We start from the raw sequence: 14,955 nt of genomic DNA on the forward strand, positions 1-14,955 counted from the left end.
GTGTTCCCCGCACCCGCGGGGCTGAACCGAGATCCTGCCTGGTGTGCCGGAGCAGGATATCGTGTTCCCCGCACCCGCGGGGCTGAACCGGTTTATGATTCCCAGCGCGTGCGAGTGGGGCTGTGTTCCCCGCACCCGCGGGGCTGAACCGGTAAACGTGGTTAACGCATACAGGAGATAGAGGTGTTCCCCGCACCCGCGGGGCTGAACCGCGCACCGTGCCGTCGACGCCCACGCGATACGTGTGTTCCCCGCACCCGCGGGGCTGAACCGCAGACCAACCCCCGCACCGGGCGTCCGTACAGGTGTTCCCCGCACCCGCGGGGCTGAACCGCACGGCGAGGCCGCCGCGGTCACGGTGCTCGCGGTGTTCCCCGCACCCGCGGGGCTGAACCGACATGCTGCCCATGTCCGCAATCGCCCGTTACGTGTTCCCCGCACCCGCGGGGCTGAACCGCGACCTGACCAATGCCGCACGCCAGCAGCAGCGTGTTCCCCGCACCCGCGGGGCTGAACCGCGGGCCAGCACGTCCTGGCGCTGTTCGAGAAAGTGTTCCCCGCACCCGCGGGGCTGAACCGGCGCCGTCGCCGGAATCGTCAAGCTGCACCAGGTGTTCCCCGCACCCGCGGGGCTGAACCGCGTGCGCAATCGTGAATACCGATATCTGTCGCGTGTTCCCCGCACCCGCGGGGCTGAACCGCTGTGCTCGTGGCGCCGGCGTCTTAGTCGGGCGTGTTCCCCGCACCCGCGGGGCTGAACCGTTAACGGCCCCTCACTGAGCTGGCTGAATCGCGTGTTCCCCGCACCCGCGGGGCTGAACCTGGTGGCCCTGGTGGCCGCTGTGGTGGTGGCTGGTGTTCCCCGCACCCGCGGGGCTGAACCGAGCCGAAACGGGATCAACGATTTTCTTGTCACGTGTTCCCCGCACCCGCGGGGCTGAACCGCCACCGGCGACAAACAGCACCACACCGAATGTGTGTTCCCCGCACCCGCGGGGCTGAACCGTGGTGTGCGCCGTCCGGGGTTGGCAACGTGATGTGTTCCCCGCACCCGCGGGGCTGAACCGCGGATCGGTTTCCACAGGCGTCTCCTGCTCAGGTGTTCCCCGCACCCGCGGGGCTGAACCGCGGACGTTCGCCTCCGCCCACTCGCTCGGCTTGTGTTCCCCGCACCCGCGGGGCTGAACCGCCCCAGCGTCAGGGCTACAGCTACCAGCCGATGTGTTCCCCGCACCCGCGGGGCTGAACCAGGTCAGGTCGAAACCGGATCATTTGAGGCTGCGTGTTCCCCGCACCCGCGGGGCTGAACCGCACCGCCGGCGTTTCCTCCAGGGTCCGGGCCTGTGTTCCCCGCACCCGCGGGGCTGAACCGCCGCGACGGTGCGCTACCGGGAATCGCTCGCCGTGTTCCCCGCACCCGCGGGGCTGAACCGTCCGCCAGCACCAGCTCGCGGTCAGCGAGGTAGTGTTCCCCGCACCCGCGGGGCTGAACCGTATCGCAGGGGTGTCCCGTATTTCCAGTGGGAGTGTTCCCCGCACCCGCGGGGCTGAACCGAGTCCGTGCGACAAACGTTGCGCGAGCTGGGCGTGTTCCCCGCACCCGCGGGGCTGAACCGGCCTCGTTCAAAGCGGGACAGGTTCCCGCGGTGTGTTCCCCGCACCCGCGGGGCTGAACCGTCCTCCTGCATCGACTTTGTCCCGTCGACGGCGTGTTCCCCGCACCCGCGGGGCTGAACCGATGGCCTGGCGCGTGATGCTGAACAGCCGCCCGTGTTCCCCGCACCCGCGGGGCTGAACCGGAGACGGCCAGGCGGTCGTGCTGCACGTCCACGTGTTCCCCGCACCCGCGGGGCTGAACCGGTCACGAATCCGCTCGCCATGAGCATCCAGCCGTGTTCCCCGCACCCGCGGGGCTGAACCGTCTATCGCGAACGAAAAACGGCCGCACTCAGGGTGTTCCCCGCACCCGCGGGGCTGAACCGTGCCGGGCATGAACTGCGCGATGCCGCGGGCGGTGTTCCCCGCACCCGCGGGGCTGAACCGGATTGCCAACCCGTCGGCTTTTTTTTACGCTCTAAAACTCGGTGTCGTGGTTAGGGCCGGGCCCCAGCGAGCCACGGCATCCGCCCACCCCGGCCGTGCGGGGTGAGGTCCCATCTACCGATCATTCCCGCCCGGATAAATGAGTATCCCGCGCCTCCGGTGATTGGCGTAGTTCAGGTTGGACGTCGGGATGAACGTTCACGCCCCCAGCATCCCTCCGTGCTCCTGGGCGATGACGAGCATCGCGCGGCCCTTGTCGTCCACGCGGTGTTCCCCACATCCGCGGGGCTGAACCGGCTGGTATGGAGTGACAACCTATCAGGCGGAGGAAGAAGCGCACGTCGAGACGTCCCGGCGTGGTGTGCGCCTTTTCCGGGGAGGCGAGTAATGACCGGGCCACGGCGCCGTCCCACCGTGGCCGCCCTGCGCGTGGGATTGGAGGTCCGGACGGGGACTGCCCGCACAATGAGTAATTTTATTATAAGAAAGGCCTCGTAGTGGATGCCAGCGTTCCCCTAACCCTCGGCGCTGAACCGACCTCGCCTTCAAGTCCGGCGAGGACACTGGCACGTTCCCTGTCAACGCCGGTTGAAAATCGCACACCTCCCTTGCCCCGGTGAGCGCGCTCACCGGGTATTGACCGATCTCGACGAGCGCCTCTGGCGCGTGGTGCTGGGCGCCTCGGCCTCGCTGCGCAGTGCTTGCGAGAGAGCGGTGTGCTCACGCATGCGATAGCTGTTACCGCGGATGTTGACCAGGTGGCGGTGGTGGAGCAGCCGGTCGATGAGCGCGGCGGCCATCACCTCGTCACCGAAGATCTCGCCCCACTCCTCGAAGCCCCTGTTGGAGGTCAGCACGGTGGAGGCGCGCTCGTAGCGCCGGGTCATGAGCTGGAAGAAGAGCACCGCACCGGTGTGGGTGACCGGCAGGTAGCCGATCTCATCGACCACCAGCAGTGAGGGATGGGTGAGCACGGCCAGACGGCGCTTGAGTTGCCCGGCGACCTGGGCTTCCTCCAGCGAGCTGATCAGATCCACGAGGCTGCCGTAGTACACGCGCTGCCCGTGCTTGGCGGCGATGATGGCGAGGCTGATGGCCAGGTGCGTTTTGCCCACCCCGGGCGGGCCGAGGAAGATCACGTTCTCGCGCCGTGCGACAAAGCCGAGCTCGTGCAGGCTCTCGATCTGTTCGCGCTTGATTGAGGGCCGCAAGGCGACCCTGACGGTCAGCTACAACTGGAAGTAGGATCCATCGGCCACGGATGGCCGGCCCCGCCGGGGTAGGCCCGTCGGCGGCACCCGGCGGTAGTCCCGTGCGTCACCCGTCCGTGAAGATGTTGGCTGCCGTAAGCGGTTTCACAAGACCTGCTGGCTCCGGGAGAACCCCTCTCCCCCGGCCCCTCTCCCGCAAGGGGAGAGGGGTGTGGCACGGCCGTAGGTCGTCTGCTCCTGGCAGCCGATATTCCCGGTCTCGGAGCCCGTCCGGGCAGCTATCCGCGGGTATCTGCAAAGCCTGGAACGGGGGCCGCTATCCGGCCGCGCTTTTCGAGCAAGGGCGTGCGGTATATGACGACGGGGCGCTGCGGGCTGGCTTGCTCGATATTGCCAGTGCCGTGAGCGGGGTGGAGGGCGAAGTCCGTGAGTGGTGATGAGGCCTCTCCGTGGTGGGCATCCCGGCGGTGTTCCCTGCGCCCGCGGGGCCGGAACCAGGGGGATTATCCGCCGTCGTCTTCGCCGGTGCTTGATCGCGCATGCCCTCGTGTATCAACGTTTCCGTGGTTGCCGGTGAGCGCCGCACGCCCCGTACACAGGGGCGCAGAGGTGGTTTCACGGCGTTGGTAACGGGACTGGGCCGCACGCAGCGGTGGAGGACAGGCAATGGCGTCCATGCTGGATCAGGCGAGAGCGCAGGCCCTGGTCGACGAGACCTGGGAGGCGTCCATCCTCCCGGCGCTGACGGAGTACATCCGCATTCCGGCGAAGTCGCCGCACTTCGACGGGAAGTGGGCGGCGTCGGGGCATATCGATGCGGCGGTGGCGCTCGCGGAGCGGTGGTGCCGGGAGCAGCCGGTCGAGGGCATGAGCGTGGAGGTGGTGCGCCTGGAGGGGCGCACGCCGGTACTGCTGCTGGATATCCCCGGCACCGCCGAGGGCACGGTGCTGCTCTACGGCCACCTGGACAAGCAGCCGGAAATGACCGGCTGGGACGCGGACAAGGGGCCGTGGCAGCCGGTCATGGAGGGCGACCGGCTCTACGGCCGCGGCGGCGCGGACGATGGCTATGCGGTGTTCGCCTCGCTGACGGCGGTACGCGCGCTGCAGGACCAGGATGTGGCGCATCCACGCTGCGTCGTGTTGATCGAGACCTGCGAGGAGAGCGGCAGCTTCGACCTGCCTCACTACATCGATGCCCTGGCCGGGCGCATCGGCGAGCCGGGGCTGGTGATCTGCCTGGATTCCGGCTGCGGCAACTACGACCAGCTCTGGCTGACCACGTCGCTACGCGGCATGGCGATGGGCGATCTCAGCGTGGAGATCCTCGAGGAGGGCGTGCACTCCGGGGACGCCGGCGGTGTGGTGCCGGACAGTTTCCGCCTGGCCCGGGGCCTGCTGGAGCGCCTGGAGTCGGCGGCGGACGGGGAGATCCTGCCCGAGGCGTTCCGCGCCGAGATCCCGGCGGAGCGCCTGGAGCAGGCCGAGGCCGCGGCGTCGGTGCTGGGCGAGGGCGTCTATCGCAAGTTCCCCTTCGTCGGCGGTGCCGGCCCCGACCGCGACGACCCGATGGAGCTCATCCTGGACCGCACGTGGCGGCCGGCGCTGGCGGTCACCGGCGCCGACGGTCTGCCGCCGCTGGCGAGCGCGGGCAACGTGCTGCGCCCGCGCACGGTGCTGCGGCTGTCCCTGCGCCTGCCGCCGACGGTGGACGGCGAGGCGGCGACCCGTGCTCTCAAGGACCTGCTGGAGCGGGACCCGCCCAACGGCGCGCGGGTGCACTTCGACGCGGCCTGGGCGACCACCGGCTGGCATGCACCGCCGCTGGAGTCCTGGCTGTCGGACGCGGTGAATACCGCCTCGCAGGCGTGGTTCGGCCGGCCGGCGATGGCGATGGGCGAGGGTGGCACGATCCCGTTCATGGGCATGCTCGGCGAGCGCTTTCCGCAGGCGCAGTTCCTCATCACCGGTGTGCTCGGCCCGCAGTCCAACGCCCACGGGCCCAACGAGTTCCTGCACGTGCCCACGGCGCGGCGGCTAACCGGTGCCGTGGCCTCGGTGCTGGCGGCCCACGCCGCGCAGGGCTGAGTGGCTGGCTGTGACCCTCCGGCAGGTTGTTCACCCGGGAGTTACCCGGAAGACTGGCGGTGCAAGCCGGGCCTTCCCGCCAGGAGGGCCGGGTGAGCGACCTTGTCTGTTGACCCTGCTCCTGGGTAGGGGATGGCAGTTCGGGTAGTTCAGGTAGGTCGTGCGCCGCAGGCGTGCGACATTCCGGACCGATCCCGGCCGGAGTCGCAAGCCGAGCCTTCCCGCCAGGAGGGCCGGGTGAGCGACCTTGTCTGTTGATCCCGTTCCCGGGTAGAGGATGGAAGTTCCGGGAGGTCGTGCGCCGCAGGCGTGGGACATTCCGGACCGGTACCGGAGCGTCGCACACGGCCTGCGGCCGTGCCCGACCTACGCGGGCTGAGACCTTCCGGTAGGGTGTTCCCCCGGAAGCCACCCGGACGATTGGAGGTGCGAGCCGGACCACCCCGCCAGGAGGGCCGGGTGCGCAACGTTGTCTGTCGATCCTGGTCCCGGGTAGAGGATAGGCGTTCAGGTAGGTCGTGCGCCGCAGGCGTGCGACATTCCGGACCGGTCCCGGCGGCGTCGCACACGGCCTGCGGCCGTGCACGAACTACCCGGGTGGGTGCCCGGGCGCGACGATATCGTCTGGCGCGTGCGGCCGGCCTTGTATCAGTTCGGGGTTGAGGGGGTGCGCGGCTAGCGGCGCCGTGCCGCGAACGGCGTGCCCGCGTGGTAGCGGCGGCTGGTCGGCACGGCGGTCCGTGTCGGCCGGCGCGTGAGGGCCACGGCCAGCGCGGCGCTGACGTGGCCCGCCAGCCATTCGCGCAGCGCCGGGCTCGGGCGATAGCGCAGTACGGTCGGCGCCGGCGTGCGGTGTCCCCGTTCGACGACGTCATAGAGCACCGGCGGCCGGGGCCGGCGCCCGGGGGCGGTCGCGATTCCGTGCGACATGCTTGTGATCCTTCCCGGTGGTCCCGCCGCGCGCGGCGGCGCGCGGCTTCCATACAGTACAGAGGCCTCATTATGGGTCGCCGCGCCGCGGTGTGTAGGCCTGTGCGACGGTTTCGTGCGGTAGGCCACACTCCGGCCGGGCCGGTGTACCGCTATAACGTGTGGTTGGTGGGCGTGACGCCCGCGTCGCGATAGCTACGGAACCGCGCCCGGGCCGGCCGGCGGGTCTCGTCGTCGGCGGTGACGATCTCCGCGACGCGCTCGAAGCCCTGCCAGTCCGGCGGGATGGCGTCGGTGAGGTTCACCAGCACGTCCCGCCGCGGCACGTCGCTGCCCCAGGCGATGACGACGGCGTCCGTGTCATCCGCCTCGCGGGCGAGGGCGTGGGGCACGAAGCTGCCCTGGCGGAAGCTCCAGAGCATGTCGTCGAGCTGTGCCGCGGCGGCGCTGTCGCCGGCCAGGATGGTGACGCCGAACGCCCCGCGGTAGGCCTTCTCGGCGAGCCGGCAGGCGAAGTGCGCACGCGCCTCCGCGCCGGCCTCGCCGAGAATGTAGAAATCGACCTGCACGTCAGCAGCGGTCGATCAGGTAGCGCGTGAGCAGCGGTACCGGCCGGCCGGTGGCGCCCTTGTTGTCGCCGCTGGTCCATGCGGTGCCGGCGATGTCGAGATGGGCCCAGCGCATCTTGCGGGTGAACCGCGAGAGGAAGCACGCCGCGGTGATGGTGCCCGCCGGGCGGCCGCCGACGTTGGCCATGTCCGCGAAGTTGCTCTTCAGCGCGTCCTGGTACTCCTCCCACAGCGGCAGCTCCCAGGCGCGGTCGCCGGTGTCGCGGCCGGCGGTGAGCAGCTCGTTGACCAGCGGGTGGTGGTTGCCGAGCACTGCGTGGGCCTCGTGGCCGAGGGCGATGATGCAGGCGCCGGTGAGGGTGGCCATGTCCACGACGCTGGTGGGCTCGTGGTAACGCTCGGTGTAGGTGAGCGCGTCGCAGAGCGCGAGCCGTCCCTCCGCGTCGGTGTTGAGGATCTCCACGGTCTGCCCGGACATGGTGGTGACGATGTCGCCGGGCTTGCTGGCGTTGCCGTCGGGGAGGTTCTCGGTGGCGGCGATCACCCCGACGAGGTTGAGCGGCAGCTCCAGCTCCAGCGCGGCGCGCACGGCGCCGAATACGCTCGCCGCCCCGCACATGTCGTACTTCATCTCGTCCATGGCCGCCGCGGGCTTCAGGGAGATGCCGCCGCTGTCGAAGGTCACGCCCTTGCCGACTAGGGCGTGGGGCTTGTCGCCCTTGTTGCCGCCGTCGTAGCGCATCACGATCAGCCGCGGCTCCTGGCGGCTGCCGCGGGCGACGGACAGCAGGGCGCCCATGCCGTGGGTTTCCATCTCCTTCGGCCCCAGTACCTCGACGGACAGCGCCGGGTACTCGGCGGCGAGCTGCTCGGCGCGCTCGGCGAGGTAGGTCGGCGTGCACAGGTTGCCGGGCAGGTTGCCCAGGTCGCGGGTGAGGTCCATGCCGTTGGCGATGGCCTGGCCCTCGCGCGCGGCCGCCTCGCCGGGGGCCAGGTCGCGGCGGCCGGGCACGGTGAGTACGAGCTTGCGCAGCGGCCGGCGCGGGGTATCCTTGCGGCTCTTGAGCTGGTCGAACCGGTACAGCGTGGTTGCCGTGGTCTGCACCGCCGTGCGCACCCGCCAGGGGTTGTCGCGGCCCTTCACGGGCAGGTCGGTGAGGTAGCTCACGGCCTCGACGGCGCCGCTGTCCTGCAGTGCGGAGGCCATGGCGGCGACCGCCTTGTTGTAGGCCTGGTCGCCGAACTCGCGCTCGCGGCCGCAGCCGACCAGCAGCACGCGGTCGCAGAGGGTGTCTGGTACATTGGTGAGCATCAGGGTCTGGCCGAGGCGGCCTTCCATGTCACCGCGGCGCAGCAGCTGCGTGAGAAAGCCGCCGCTCGCCTCGTCGAGCTGGCCCGCCGCGGCGGAGAGCCGGCGCGACTCGAAAACACCGACGACCACACAGGCTGAGCGCTGTTTTTCAGGGATGCCGCTCTTGACCGAGTATTCCATCGATTGCTCCTTTGCTGACTGGCGGCCCGCGCCGGCTGCGGATGGCCCGGGCGAAAACCGGATCGTAACGCAGATTGAGGCGGTTTTCGCGGTCTGGCCCGTGTTTTCCCATGCCGGCCCCCGGCGTGAGCGGTGCTGGCGGGCATGCTGAGGCGGCGGCTCGAACGCTACCTCGTGCGCGAGACCCTGCTCGCCTGGGGCGGTGTGACGCTGGTGCTGGTGGTGGTGCTGCTCACCAACCGGCTGATCAAGTTCATGGCCGCCGCCGCCCGCGGCGAGGTGCCCGCGGAGCTGATCTTCGGGCTGCTCGGGCTCAAGGCCCTGGCGAACCTGGGCATGGTGTTGCCGGCGAGCCTGTTCCTCGCCGTGATCCTGGCCCTGGGGCGGCTTTACCGCGATTCCGAGATGGCGGCGATGACGGCCTGCGGCTTCGGGCCCCGTCATATCCTGAGTGCGCTGATGACCCTGGCGGTGCCGCTGTCGATCTTCGTGGCGGTGTTCTCGATCTCCCTCGGGCCGCAGGCGGAGGCCACGGCACAGCGGCTGGTGATCGAGTCCAGCCAGCGTTCGCAGTTCCAGGGGCTGGAGGGCGGGCGCTTCCTCACCCTGGACGGCGGCGGTGCGGTGTACGCCGGCGCCGTCGCCGACGACGGCACGCTCCGCGATGTCTTCGCCCGCCTGCCCGGCGACGGCGTGGACCGCGTGATCGTCGCCGACAGCGCCTACCGCCGCACCGACCCGGATACCGGCGGGCGCTTCCTCGTGCTCGTGGACGGCTGGCGCTACGACGGCTCGCCGGGCCTGCTCGCCTGGCGGATGCTCTCGTTCAAGGAGCACGGGATCCGCCTGGACGCCCGGGCGCCGACCAAAGGTCATCTCGAGCGCGACGCCCGCAGCGTGCCCCGGCTGCTCGCCGGCGGCAGGCGTGCCGACTACGCCGAGCTGCAGTGGCGGCTCGGCATGGCGGTGAGCGTGTTCACGCTGATGCTCGCGGCGATACCGCTGGCGCGAACCGGCCCGCGGGAAGGGCGCTACGCCAAGCTGGTGGGGGCGGTGCTGCTCTATGTGGTGTACTTCAACGGCCTCAAGGTCGCGCAGGACTGGTACGAGAGCGGCCTGGCACCCCAGTGGCTTGGGCTGTGGTGGGTCCACGCCGCACTTGGCGTGTTCGCCGTGGCGATGCTGGTGCGCGAGTACGGCCTGCCACGGAGGCCGTCATGAACCGGCTGTCGCGCTACATCGGCCGTCAGGTCATCCTCGGTGCGCTCATGGCGCTGCTGGTGATCGTCGCGCTGGACGCGGTGTTCAGCTTCATCAACGAGAGCGGGGACGTGGGCCAGGGCGGCTACACCAGCCTGATGGCGCTGGTGTACGTGCTGCTGCAGGTGCCCCGCAGCGCCTACGAGATGTTCCCGGTGGCGACGCTGGTGGGGGCGCTGGTCGCCCTGGGCGGGCTCGCCGCGCGCAGCGAGCTCACGGCGATGCGCGCCGCGGGCCTGTCCATCGGCGGGATTACCCGTGCCGTGGTGATTACGGGGCTGCTGCTCGCGGTGGGCGCGGTGGCGCTGGGCGAGTGGGCCGCGCCGGCGGCCTCGCGCCTAGGCCAGGACCTGCGTGCGCGCAGCATCGGCGGGGGCAGCGCCGGGATCGGCGATGGCGGCCTGTGGCTGCGGGACGGCTCACGCTATATCCATGTCGCGCGCGTGCGCGAGCAGACCCAGGTCGAGGGTGTGCGCGTCTACCGCATCGCCAATGGCCGGCTGACCCGGATCGTCACCGCCGAGCGCGGACGCTACAAGGATGGTCGGTGGTTGCTCTCCGGTGTGGAGGTGACCCGCATCGGCGCGGACGGTGTGCGCGTAAGCCGTCCGGACGGCCGGGTGCTGGAGGCGGAGCTCAACCCGGAGCTGCTGGGGTTGGTGGCGCTGCCGCCGGAGCTGCTGCCGCTGCCGGAGCTCTACCGCTATATCGACTACCGCACCCGCAACGGCCTGGATACCGTGCGTTACCGTCTGGCCTTCTGGGTGAAGCTCGCCACGCCGCTGGCGACAATGGTGATGTTGCTGCTCGCGGTGCCGCTGGTGCTCTACGTCCGCCCGCGGGCGGGTTCGGGGCAGCAGATCGTGGTGGGCGTGCTGGTGGGTACCGCGTTCATGCTGCTCAACCGCCTGCTCAACCAGGCGGGCGTGATCTACGGGTTCCCGCCGGTGCTGAGCGCGATGGCGCCGTCGCTGATCTTCATGGTCCTCGCGGTGGCGGGGCTGCAGCGGCTGCGCTGACGGCGGCGTGGCCTCAGCGTCGCCGCGGGATGACGACGAGCTGGGTGCCCGAGAGGCGGTCGTGCCAGGCGAGGCGGTCGCGGTCCACCAGCGACCAGAGGAAGCCGAGGCCCAGGCTCGCCCAGGAGAGCAGGGCGGCGAGGTAGCGCAGCAGCGCGAGGCGCAGATCCACCGGGCCGCCGTCGTCGCGGCGCACCAGGCACAGCCGCCACGCCTGCATGCCCAGGGTGCGCCCGGCGCGCCACCAGAACCCGCAGAGGAAGACCGCGCCGATCGCGAGCAGTACGAGCTGGTAGCCGAGGTGGCCGGGCGGGATGGCCTCGCCGTGGTTGAAGGCGACGAGCACGCCGGTGGCGATCATCCACAGTGCAATCAGCAGCAGGCCGTCGTAGACCATCGCCGCGAGGCGCCGGAACAGGCCGCTGGTGCGTGGGGGCTCGCTCACTGTGCGTATTCCGTTGTACCGCCGGTCGGCCGGAACGAAAAAGGCCGCCCTGAGGCGGCCTTTGCGAAGATGGCGCTCCCACGGGGATTTGAACCCCGGTTTCCGCCTTGAGAGGGCGGCGTCCTTACCGCTAGACGATGGGAGCGTGTTGTCGCCGGGGCCCTTGAAGAGCCGCCGTCCGCGGTGCACCGCGTCTTGAGGGCTGCTATTATACGGAATCTTTATTCCCGCACAAGAGGCCGGTTCCAGTCCGTGTTTGAACAGCCAGCCCAACACGTCCAGCCCGTCATCGTCCCGCGGTCCGACCACCGGATCTCCCGATCGCAGATCAGCGATAACGCCCTCAAGGTCCTCTACCGGCTGAAAAACGGCGGCTACGAGGCCTATCTCGTCGGCGGCGGTGTGCGCGATCTCTCGCTGGGTCGTGAACCCAAGGATTTCGATATCGCCACGGACGCCACCCCGGAGCAGGTCAACGAGCTGTTCCGCAACTGCCGGCTGATCGGGCGGCGCTTCCGCCTCGCCCACGTGCACTTCGGTCGCGAGATCATCGAGGTGGCGACCTTCCGCGCCCTCAACAACGGTGGCGAGGAGGACAGCGACGGCGACCACGTCACCGAGGACGGCCTGGTGCTGCGTGACAACGTCTACGGCACCATCGAGGAGGACGCGCTGCGGCGCGACTTCACCGTCAACGCGCTCTACTACAACATCGCCGATTTCTCCATCGTCGACTATGCCGGCGGCATGGCCGACCTGGAGGCCGCGGTGATCCGGCTCATCGGCGACCCGGAGGTGCGCTTCCGCGAGGATCCGGTGCGCATGCTTCGGGCGGTGCGCTTCGCCGTGAAGCTCGGCTTCCGCATCGACCCGGACGTGGCCGAGGCGATGCCCCGGCTGGCGCCGCTGCTCGCCGACATCCCCGCGGCGCGGCTGTTCGAGGAGGTGCTGAAGCTGTTCATGGGCGGCCAGGGCGAGGGGACCTTCGAGCTGCTCCGCCGCTTCGGGCTCTACCGCTATCTCTTCCCCGCCACCGATACCCTCCTGGACGAGGCCGGCGACGACGTGGCCGTGCGCTTCATCGCGCGGGCGCTCGCGAATACCGACCTGCGCATCATGGAGGAGCGCCCGGTCACGCCGGCGTTCCTGTTCGCCGCGATGCTCTGGCCGGTGGTCGTCGAACGCGCCGCCGAGTGGCAGGACGACGTCGACAGCGACGGCCAGGCGCTGCAGCAGGCGTCTGCGGCCGTGGTCCAGGAGCAGGTGGCGGTGGTCACCATCCCCAAGCGCTTCGGCGTGCCCATGCGCGAGATCTGGTCGCTGCAGCCGCGTTTCGAGAAGCGCTCCGGCAAGCGTGCCCAGCGCCTGCTCGGTCACCCGCGCTTCCGTGCCGCCTACGATTTCCTCCTGCTCCGCGCCGAGGTCGGCGATGCCGACCCGGAGCTGGCGAACTGGTGGACGGAGTTCCAGGACGCCGACCCGGAGCGGCGGCGGGCCATGACCGGCGCCTCCGGCGGCGGGGGCAAGCGCGGCCGCCGCGGGCGGCGGGGACGGCGCGGTGACGATGGCGACAACGACGGTGACGATGAGGAGTAGCCTCCCCGCCTGGGTGGCCGTCGGCAGCAACATCGGCGGCCCGGTCACGCAGGTTCGCCAGGCCATGGCGGCGCTGGAGGCGCTGCCGGAGACCCGCCTGGAGGCGTGCTCCTCGCTGTACCGCAACCCGCCGATGGGGCCCCAGGACCAGCCGGATTTCGTCAACGCCGTGGTTCGCCTGCGCACGTCGCTGGAGCCGCTGGCGCTGCTCGATGCGCTGCAGGCTATCGAGCGCGCCCAGGGCCGCGTGCGCCACCGCCGCTGGGGCGAACGTACCCTCGATCTCGACCTCGTGCTCTATGGTGAGCAACGCATCGATCACCCGCGCCTGGTGGTGCCCCATCCGGGCATCGGCGAGCGCGCGTTCGTCCTCCGCCCGCTGCAGGAGATCGATCCCGGCCTGGATGTGCCGGGGCAGGGAGTGGTTGACGCGCTGCTCGCCCGGGTCGATGATGCCGCGCTGCAACGTGTGAACTGAATCGTGCCCCGGCGATGGTCGCCGGCGGTGCGGGCCACACGGGAGTGAGGGTATGTATTCGGGAGAACAAAAACCCCGTTCGCAGCCGGTGACCGTCGCCCGGCTGCACCGCATGAAGCGTGAAGGCACCCCCATCGCCTGCCTGACCGCTTACGACTTCACCCTGGCCAGCGCGGAGGACGCCGCGGGCGTCGACGTCATGCTGGTGGGGGATTCCCTGGGCAATGTCATGCAGGGCCGCAAGACCACCCTGCCGGTGACGGTGGACGAGATCGTCTACCACACCCGGTGCGTGACCGCCGCCTCCCCCGGCGCGCTGGTCATGGCCGACATGCCGTTCATGAGCTATCCCGACGTGCCCACGGCGCTCCACAACGCCGGCCGCCTGATGAAGGAGGGCGGTGCGCAGATGATCAAGCTCGAGGGCGCCGGTGATCAGGCCGGCGTGGTCGCTGCGCTGGCGGGTGCGGGCGTGCCGGTGTGCGGCCACCTCGGGCTGCAGCCCCAGCTGGTGCACAAGATCGGCGGCTACCGCGTGCAGGGCCGCGACAGCGAGACCGCCGAGCGCATGGTGGAGGACGCCCTGGCGCTGGAGCGTGCCGGCGCCGACATGCTGCTCGTGGAGTGTATCCCGGCGGCGCTGGCCGGGCGGCTGACCCGGGAGCTCACCATCCCGCTGATCGGTATCGGCGCGGGCCCGCACTGCGACGGCCAGATGCTCGTCCTCCAGGACATGCTCGGCGTCACCCGGGGCCGGCCGCCGAAGTTCTCCCGCGACTTCATGCCCGAGGCGGGCAGCATCCCCGCGGCGCTGGCGGCCTACGTCGCCGCGGTCCGCGAGCATCGCTTCCCCACGGACGAGCACAGCTTCTAGCGTTCGCCGGCAGGCGGGCGCCCGACGGAACACGGGGCATCCCATGCACATCATCAACAACGTCACCGAGCTTCGCGCCCAGGTCCGTGCCTGGCGGGACGCCCGCGAGGAGGTCGGCCTGGTGCCCACCATGGGCAATCTCCACGGCGGGCACATGACCCTCGTGGACGAGGCCCGCGAGCGCAGCGACCGCGTGGTGGTGAGCATCTTCGTCAATCCGACGCAGTTCGGTCCGGAGGAGGACTTCGACGCCTACCCACGCACCCTGGAGTCGGACTGCGAGCAGCTCGCCGGGGCCGGCGTGGACGTCGTCTTCGCGCCCACCGTGGAGGAGATGTACCCCGGGGGCGGCGGTCTCTCCACCGTGGTGGACGTCCCGGCGCTGTCCGGCATCCTCTGCGGCGCGACCCGGCCGGGGCATTTCCAGGGCGTCGCCACCGTGGTGGCGAAGCTGCTCAATGTGGTCGCCCCGGATATGGCGGTGTTCGGGCGCAAGGACTATCAGCAGCTCATGGTCATCCGCCGCATGGCGCGGGATCTCAACATGCCGGTGCAGATCGTCGGTGCGCCGGTGGCGCGGGAGTCCGACGGCCTCGCCATGAGCTCGCGTAACGTCTACCTAGGTGAGGACGAGCGTGCCCGCGCGCCGGCGCTCAATCGGGCGCTGCGGGATGCGGCGGCACGGCTCGCCGCCGGCGAGCGGGACTTTGCCGCGATCGAGGCCGCCGGCAGCGAGGCCATCGCCGAGGCGGGCTTCCGCCCGGACTACTTCAGGATCCGCCGGCCCGGGGATCTCGGCGACCCCACCGGCTCGGAGGAGGAGCTGATCGTCCTCGGCGCGGGCTGGCTCGGCCGGGCACGGCTCATCGACAATGTCGCCGTCCGGCTCTAGCGTCCTGACGCGGGTGTTCGCTGCGCCCCAGGTCGCCGGTTCCTGTCAGGGCCGGCCG

12 protein-coding genes, 1 tRNA gene and 1 CRISPR repeat array are annotated in these 14,955 nt (G+C 70.4%); of the genes, 7 read left to right on the forward strand and 6 right to left on the reverse strand.

Annotated elements, in window-relative coordinates:
* A CRISPR array of direct repeats spans positions 1-2,043; the repeat unit is 29 nt; unit sequence GTGTTCCCCGCACCCGCGGGGCTGAACCG.
* A 626-nt stretch (positions 2,044-2,669) separates the two neighbouring features.
* Entirely contained in the window at positions 2,670-3,254 is a 585-nt protein-coding gene (gene istB / locus C516_RS18570) for an IS21-like element helper ATPase IstB (protein ID WP_018717191.1), read from the reverse strand.
* 666 nt (positions 3,255-3,920) lie between these two features.
* Here istB and C516_RS0104590 point away from each other — a divergent pair.
* Complete coding sequence (locus C516_RS0104590; protein WP_018717192.1) at positions 3,921-5,342, forward strand: M20 family metallopeptidase; 1,422 nt, start codon at positions 3,921-3,923, stop codon at positions 5,340-5,342.
* A gap of 675 nt (positions 5,343-6,017) precedes the next feature.
* On the opposite strand, the gene C516_RS0104595 is transcribed toward C516_RS0104590, so the two are convergent.
* The 3 genes from C516_RS0104595 to C516_RS0104605 form a co-directional block, all read right to left on the reverse strand.
* On the reverse strand, positions 6,018-6,272 hold the full coding sequence (locus C516_RS0104595; RefSeq protein ID WP_018717193.1) for a hypothetical protein: 255 nt from the start codon (positions 6,270-6,272) through the stop codon (positions 6,018-6,020).
* Between the two features lie 152 nt (positions 6,273-6,424).
* Positions 6,425-6,841, reverse strand: coding sequence for a DNA polymerase III subunit chi (locus tag C516_RS0104600; RefSeq protein WP_018717194.1), 417 nt, complete (start codon positions 6,839-6,841; stop codon positions 6,425-6,427).
* Position 6,842: 1 nt separating this feature from the next.
* Positions 6,843-8,333, reverse strand: coding sequence for a leucyl aminopeptidase (locus tag C516_RS0104605; RefSeq protein WP_018717195.1), 1,491 nt, complete (start codon positions 8,331-8,333; stop codon positions 6,843-6,845).
* Positions 8,334-8,477: 144 nt separating this feature from the next.
* Between C516_RS0104605 and lptF the strand changes: the two genes are divergently transcribed.
* Both lptF and lptG read left to right on the forward strand, forming a co-directional pair.
* On the forward strand, positions 8,478-9,554 hold the full coding sequence (lptF, locus tag C516_RS0104610; protein WP_026320944.1) for an LPS export ABC transporter permease LptF: 1,077 nt from the start codon (positions 8,478-8,480) through the stop codon (positions 9,552-9,554).
* Positions 9,551-10,612: an LPS export ABC transporter permease LptG gene (lptG, locus tag C516_RS0104615; protein WP_018717197.1), complete on the forward strand. Its 1,062-nt coding sequence runs from the start codon at positions 9,551-9,553 to the stop codon at positions 10,610-10,612. The genes lptF and lptG overlap by 4 nt, the downstream gene beginning before the upstream one ends.
* A gap of 13 nt (positions 10,613-10,625) precedes the next feature.
* Here the strand turns inward: lptG and C516_RS0104620 are convergent, their stop codons facing one another.
* Both C516_RS0104620 and C516_RS0104625 read right to left on the reverse strand, forming a co-directional pair.
* Positions 10,626-11,057, reverse strand: coding sequence for an RDD family protein (locus C516_RS0104620; protein ID WP_018717198.1), 432 nt, complete (start codon positions 11,055-11,057; stop codon positions 10,626-10,628).
* 70 nt (positions 11,058-11,127) lie between these two features.
* A tRNA-Glu gene (locus tag C516_RS0104625) sits at positions 11,128-11,202 on the reverse strand.
* Positions 11,203-11,309: 107 nt separating this feature from the next.
* Between C516_RS0104625 and pcnB the strand changes: the two genes are divergently transcribed.
* From pcnB to panC, 4 genes are read left to right on the forward strand one after another with little or no spacing between them, the layout of a single operon-like run.
* Positions 11,310-12,653 (forward strand): polynucleotide adenylyltransferase PcnB, encoded by a 1,344-nt coding sequence (gene pcnB, locus C516_RS0104630; protein ID WP_018717199.1) that lies wholly within the window; start codon positions 11,310-11,312, stop codon positions 12,651-12,653.
* Positions 12,643-13,131, forward strand: coding sequence for a 2-amino-4-hydroxy-6-hydroxymethyldihydropteridine diphosphokinase (gene folK / locus C516_RS0104635; RefSeq protein ID WP_026320945.1), 489 nt, complete (start codon positions 12,643-12,645; stop codon positions 13,129-13,131). The genes pcnB and folK overlap by 11 nt, the downstream gene beginning before the upstream one ends.
* Positions 13,132-13,183: 52 nt before the next feature.
* Positions 13,184-14,005 (forward strand): 3-methyl-2-oxobutanoate hydroxymethyltransferase, encoded by an 822-nt coding sequence (panB, locus tag C516_RS0104640; protein WP_026320946.1) that lies wholly within the window; start codon positions 13,184-13,186, stop codon positions 14,003-14,005.
* A gap of 43 nt (positions 14,006-14,048) precedes the next feature.
* Positions 14,049-14,897 carry a pantoate--beta-alanine ligase gene (gene panC, locus C516_RS0104645; protein ID WP_018717202.1) on the forward strand — a complete coding sequence of 283 codons (849 nt, stop codon included), beginning with the start codon at positions 14,049-14,051 and terminating at the stop codon, positions 14,895-14,897.
* Positions 14,898-14,955: the final 58 nt, after the last annotated feature.

Source organism: Arhodomonas aquaeolei DSM 8974 (assembly GCF_000374645.1).
GTDB lineage: Bacteria > Pseudomonadota > Gammaproteobacteria > Nitrococcales > Nitrococcaceae > Arhodomonas > Arhodomonas aquaeolei.

What these genes read in the sequence shown, in the direction of transcription:
- panC (WP_018717202.1), top strand. Translation starts at nt 14,049, where the DNA reads ATGCACATCATCAACAACGTCACCGAGCTTCGCGCCCAGGTCCGTGCC.
- C516_RS0104605 (WP_018717195.1), bottom strand. Translation starts at nt 8,333, where the DNA reads ATGGAATACTCGGTCAAGAGCGGCATCCCTGAAAAACAGCGCTCAGCC.
- lptF (WP_026320944.1), top strand. Translation starts at nt 8,478, where the DNA reads ATGCTGAGGCGGCGGCTCGAACGCTACCTCGTGCGCGAGACCCTGCTC.
- C516_RS0104590 (WP_018717192.1), top strand. Translation starts at nt 3,921, where the DNA reads ATGGCGTCCATGCTGGATCAGGCGAGAGCGCAGGCCCTGGTCGACGAG.
- folK (WP_026320945.1), top strand. Translation starts at nt 12,643, where the DNA reads ATGAGGAGTAGCCTCCCCGCCTGGGTGGCCGTCGGCAGCAACATCGGC.
- C516_RS0104595 (WP_018717193.1), bottom strand. Translation starts at nt 6,272, where the DNA reads ATGTCGCACGGAATCGCGACCGCCCCCGGGCGCCGGCCCCGGCCGCCG.
- lptG (WP_018717197.1), top strand. Translation starts at nt 9,551, where the DNA reads ATGAACCGGCTGTCGCGCTACATCGGCCGTCAGGTCATCCTCGGTGCG.
- panB (WP_026320946.1), top strand. Translation starts at nt 13,184, where the DNA reads ATGTATTCGGGAGAACAAAAACCCCGTTCGCAGCCGGTGACCGTCGCC.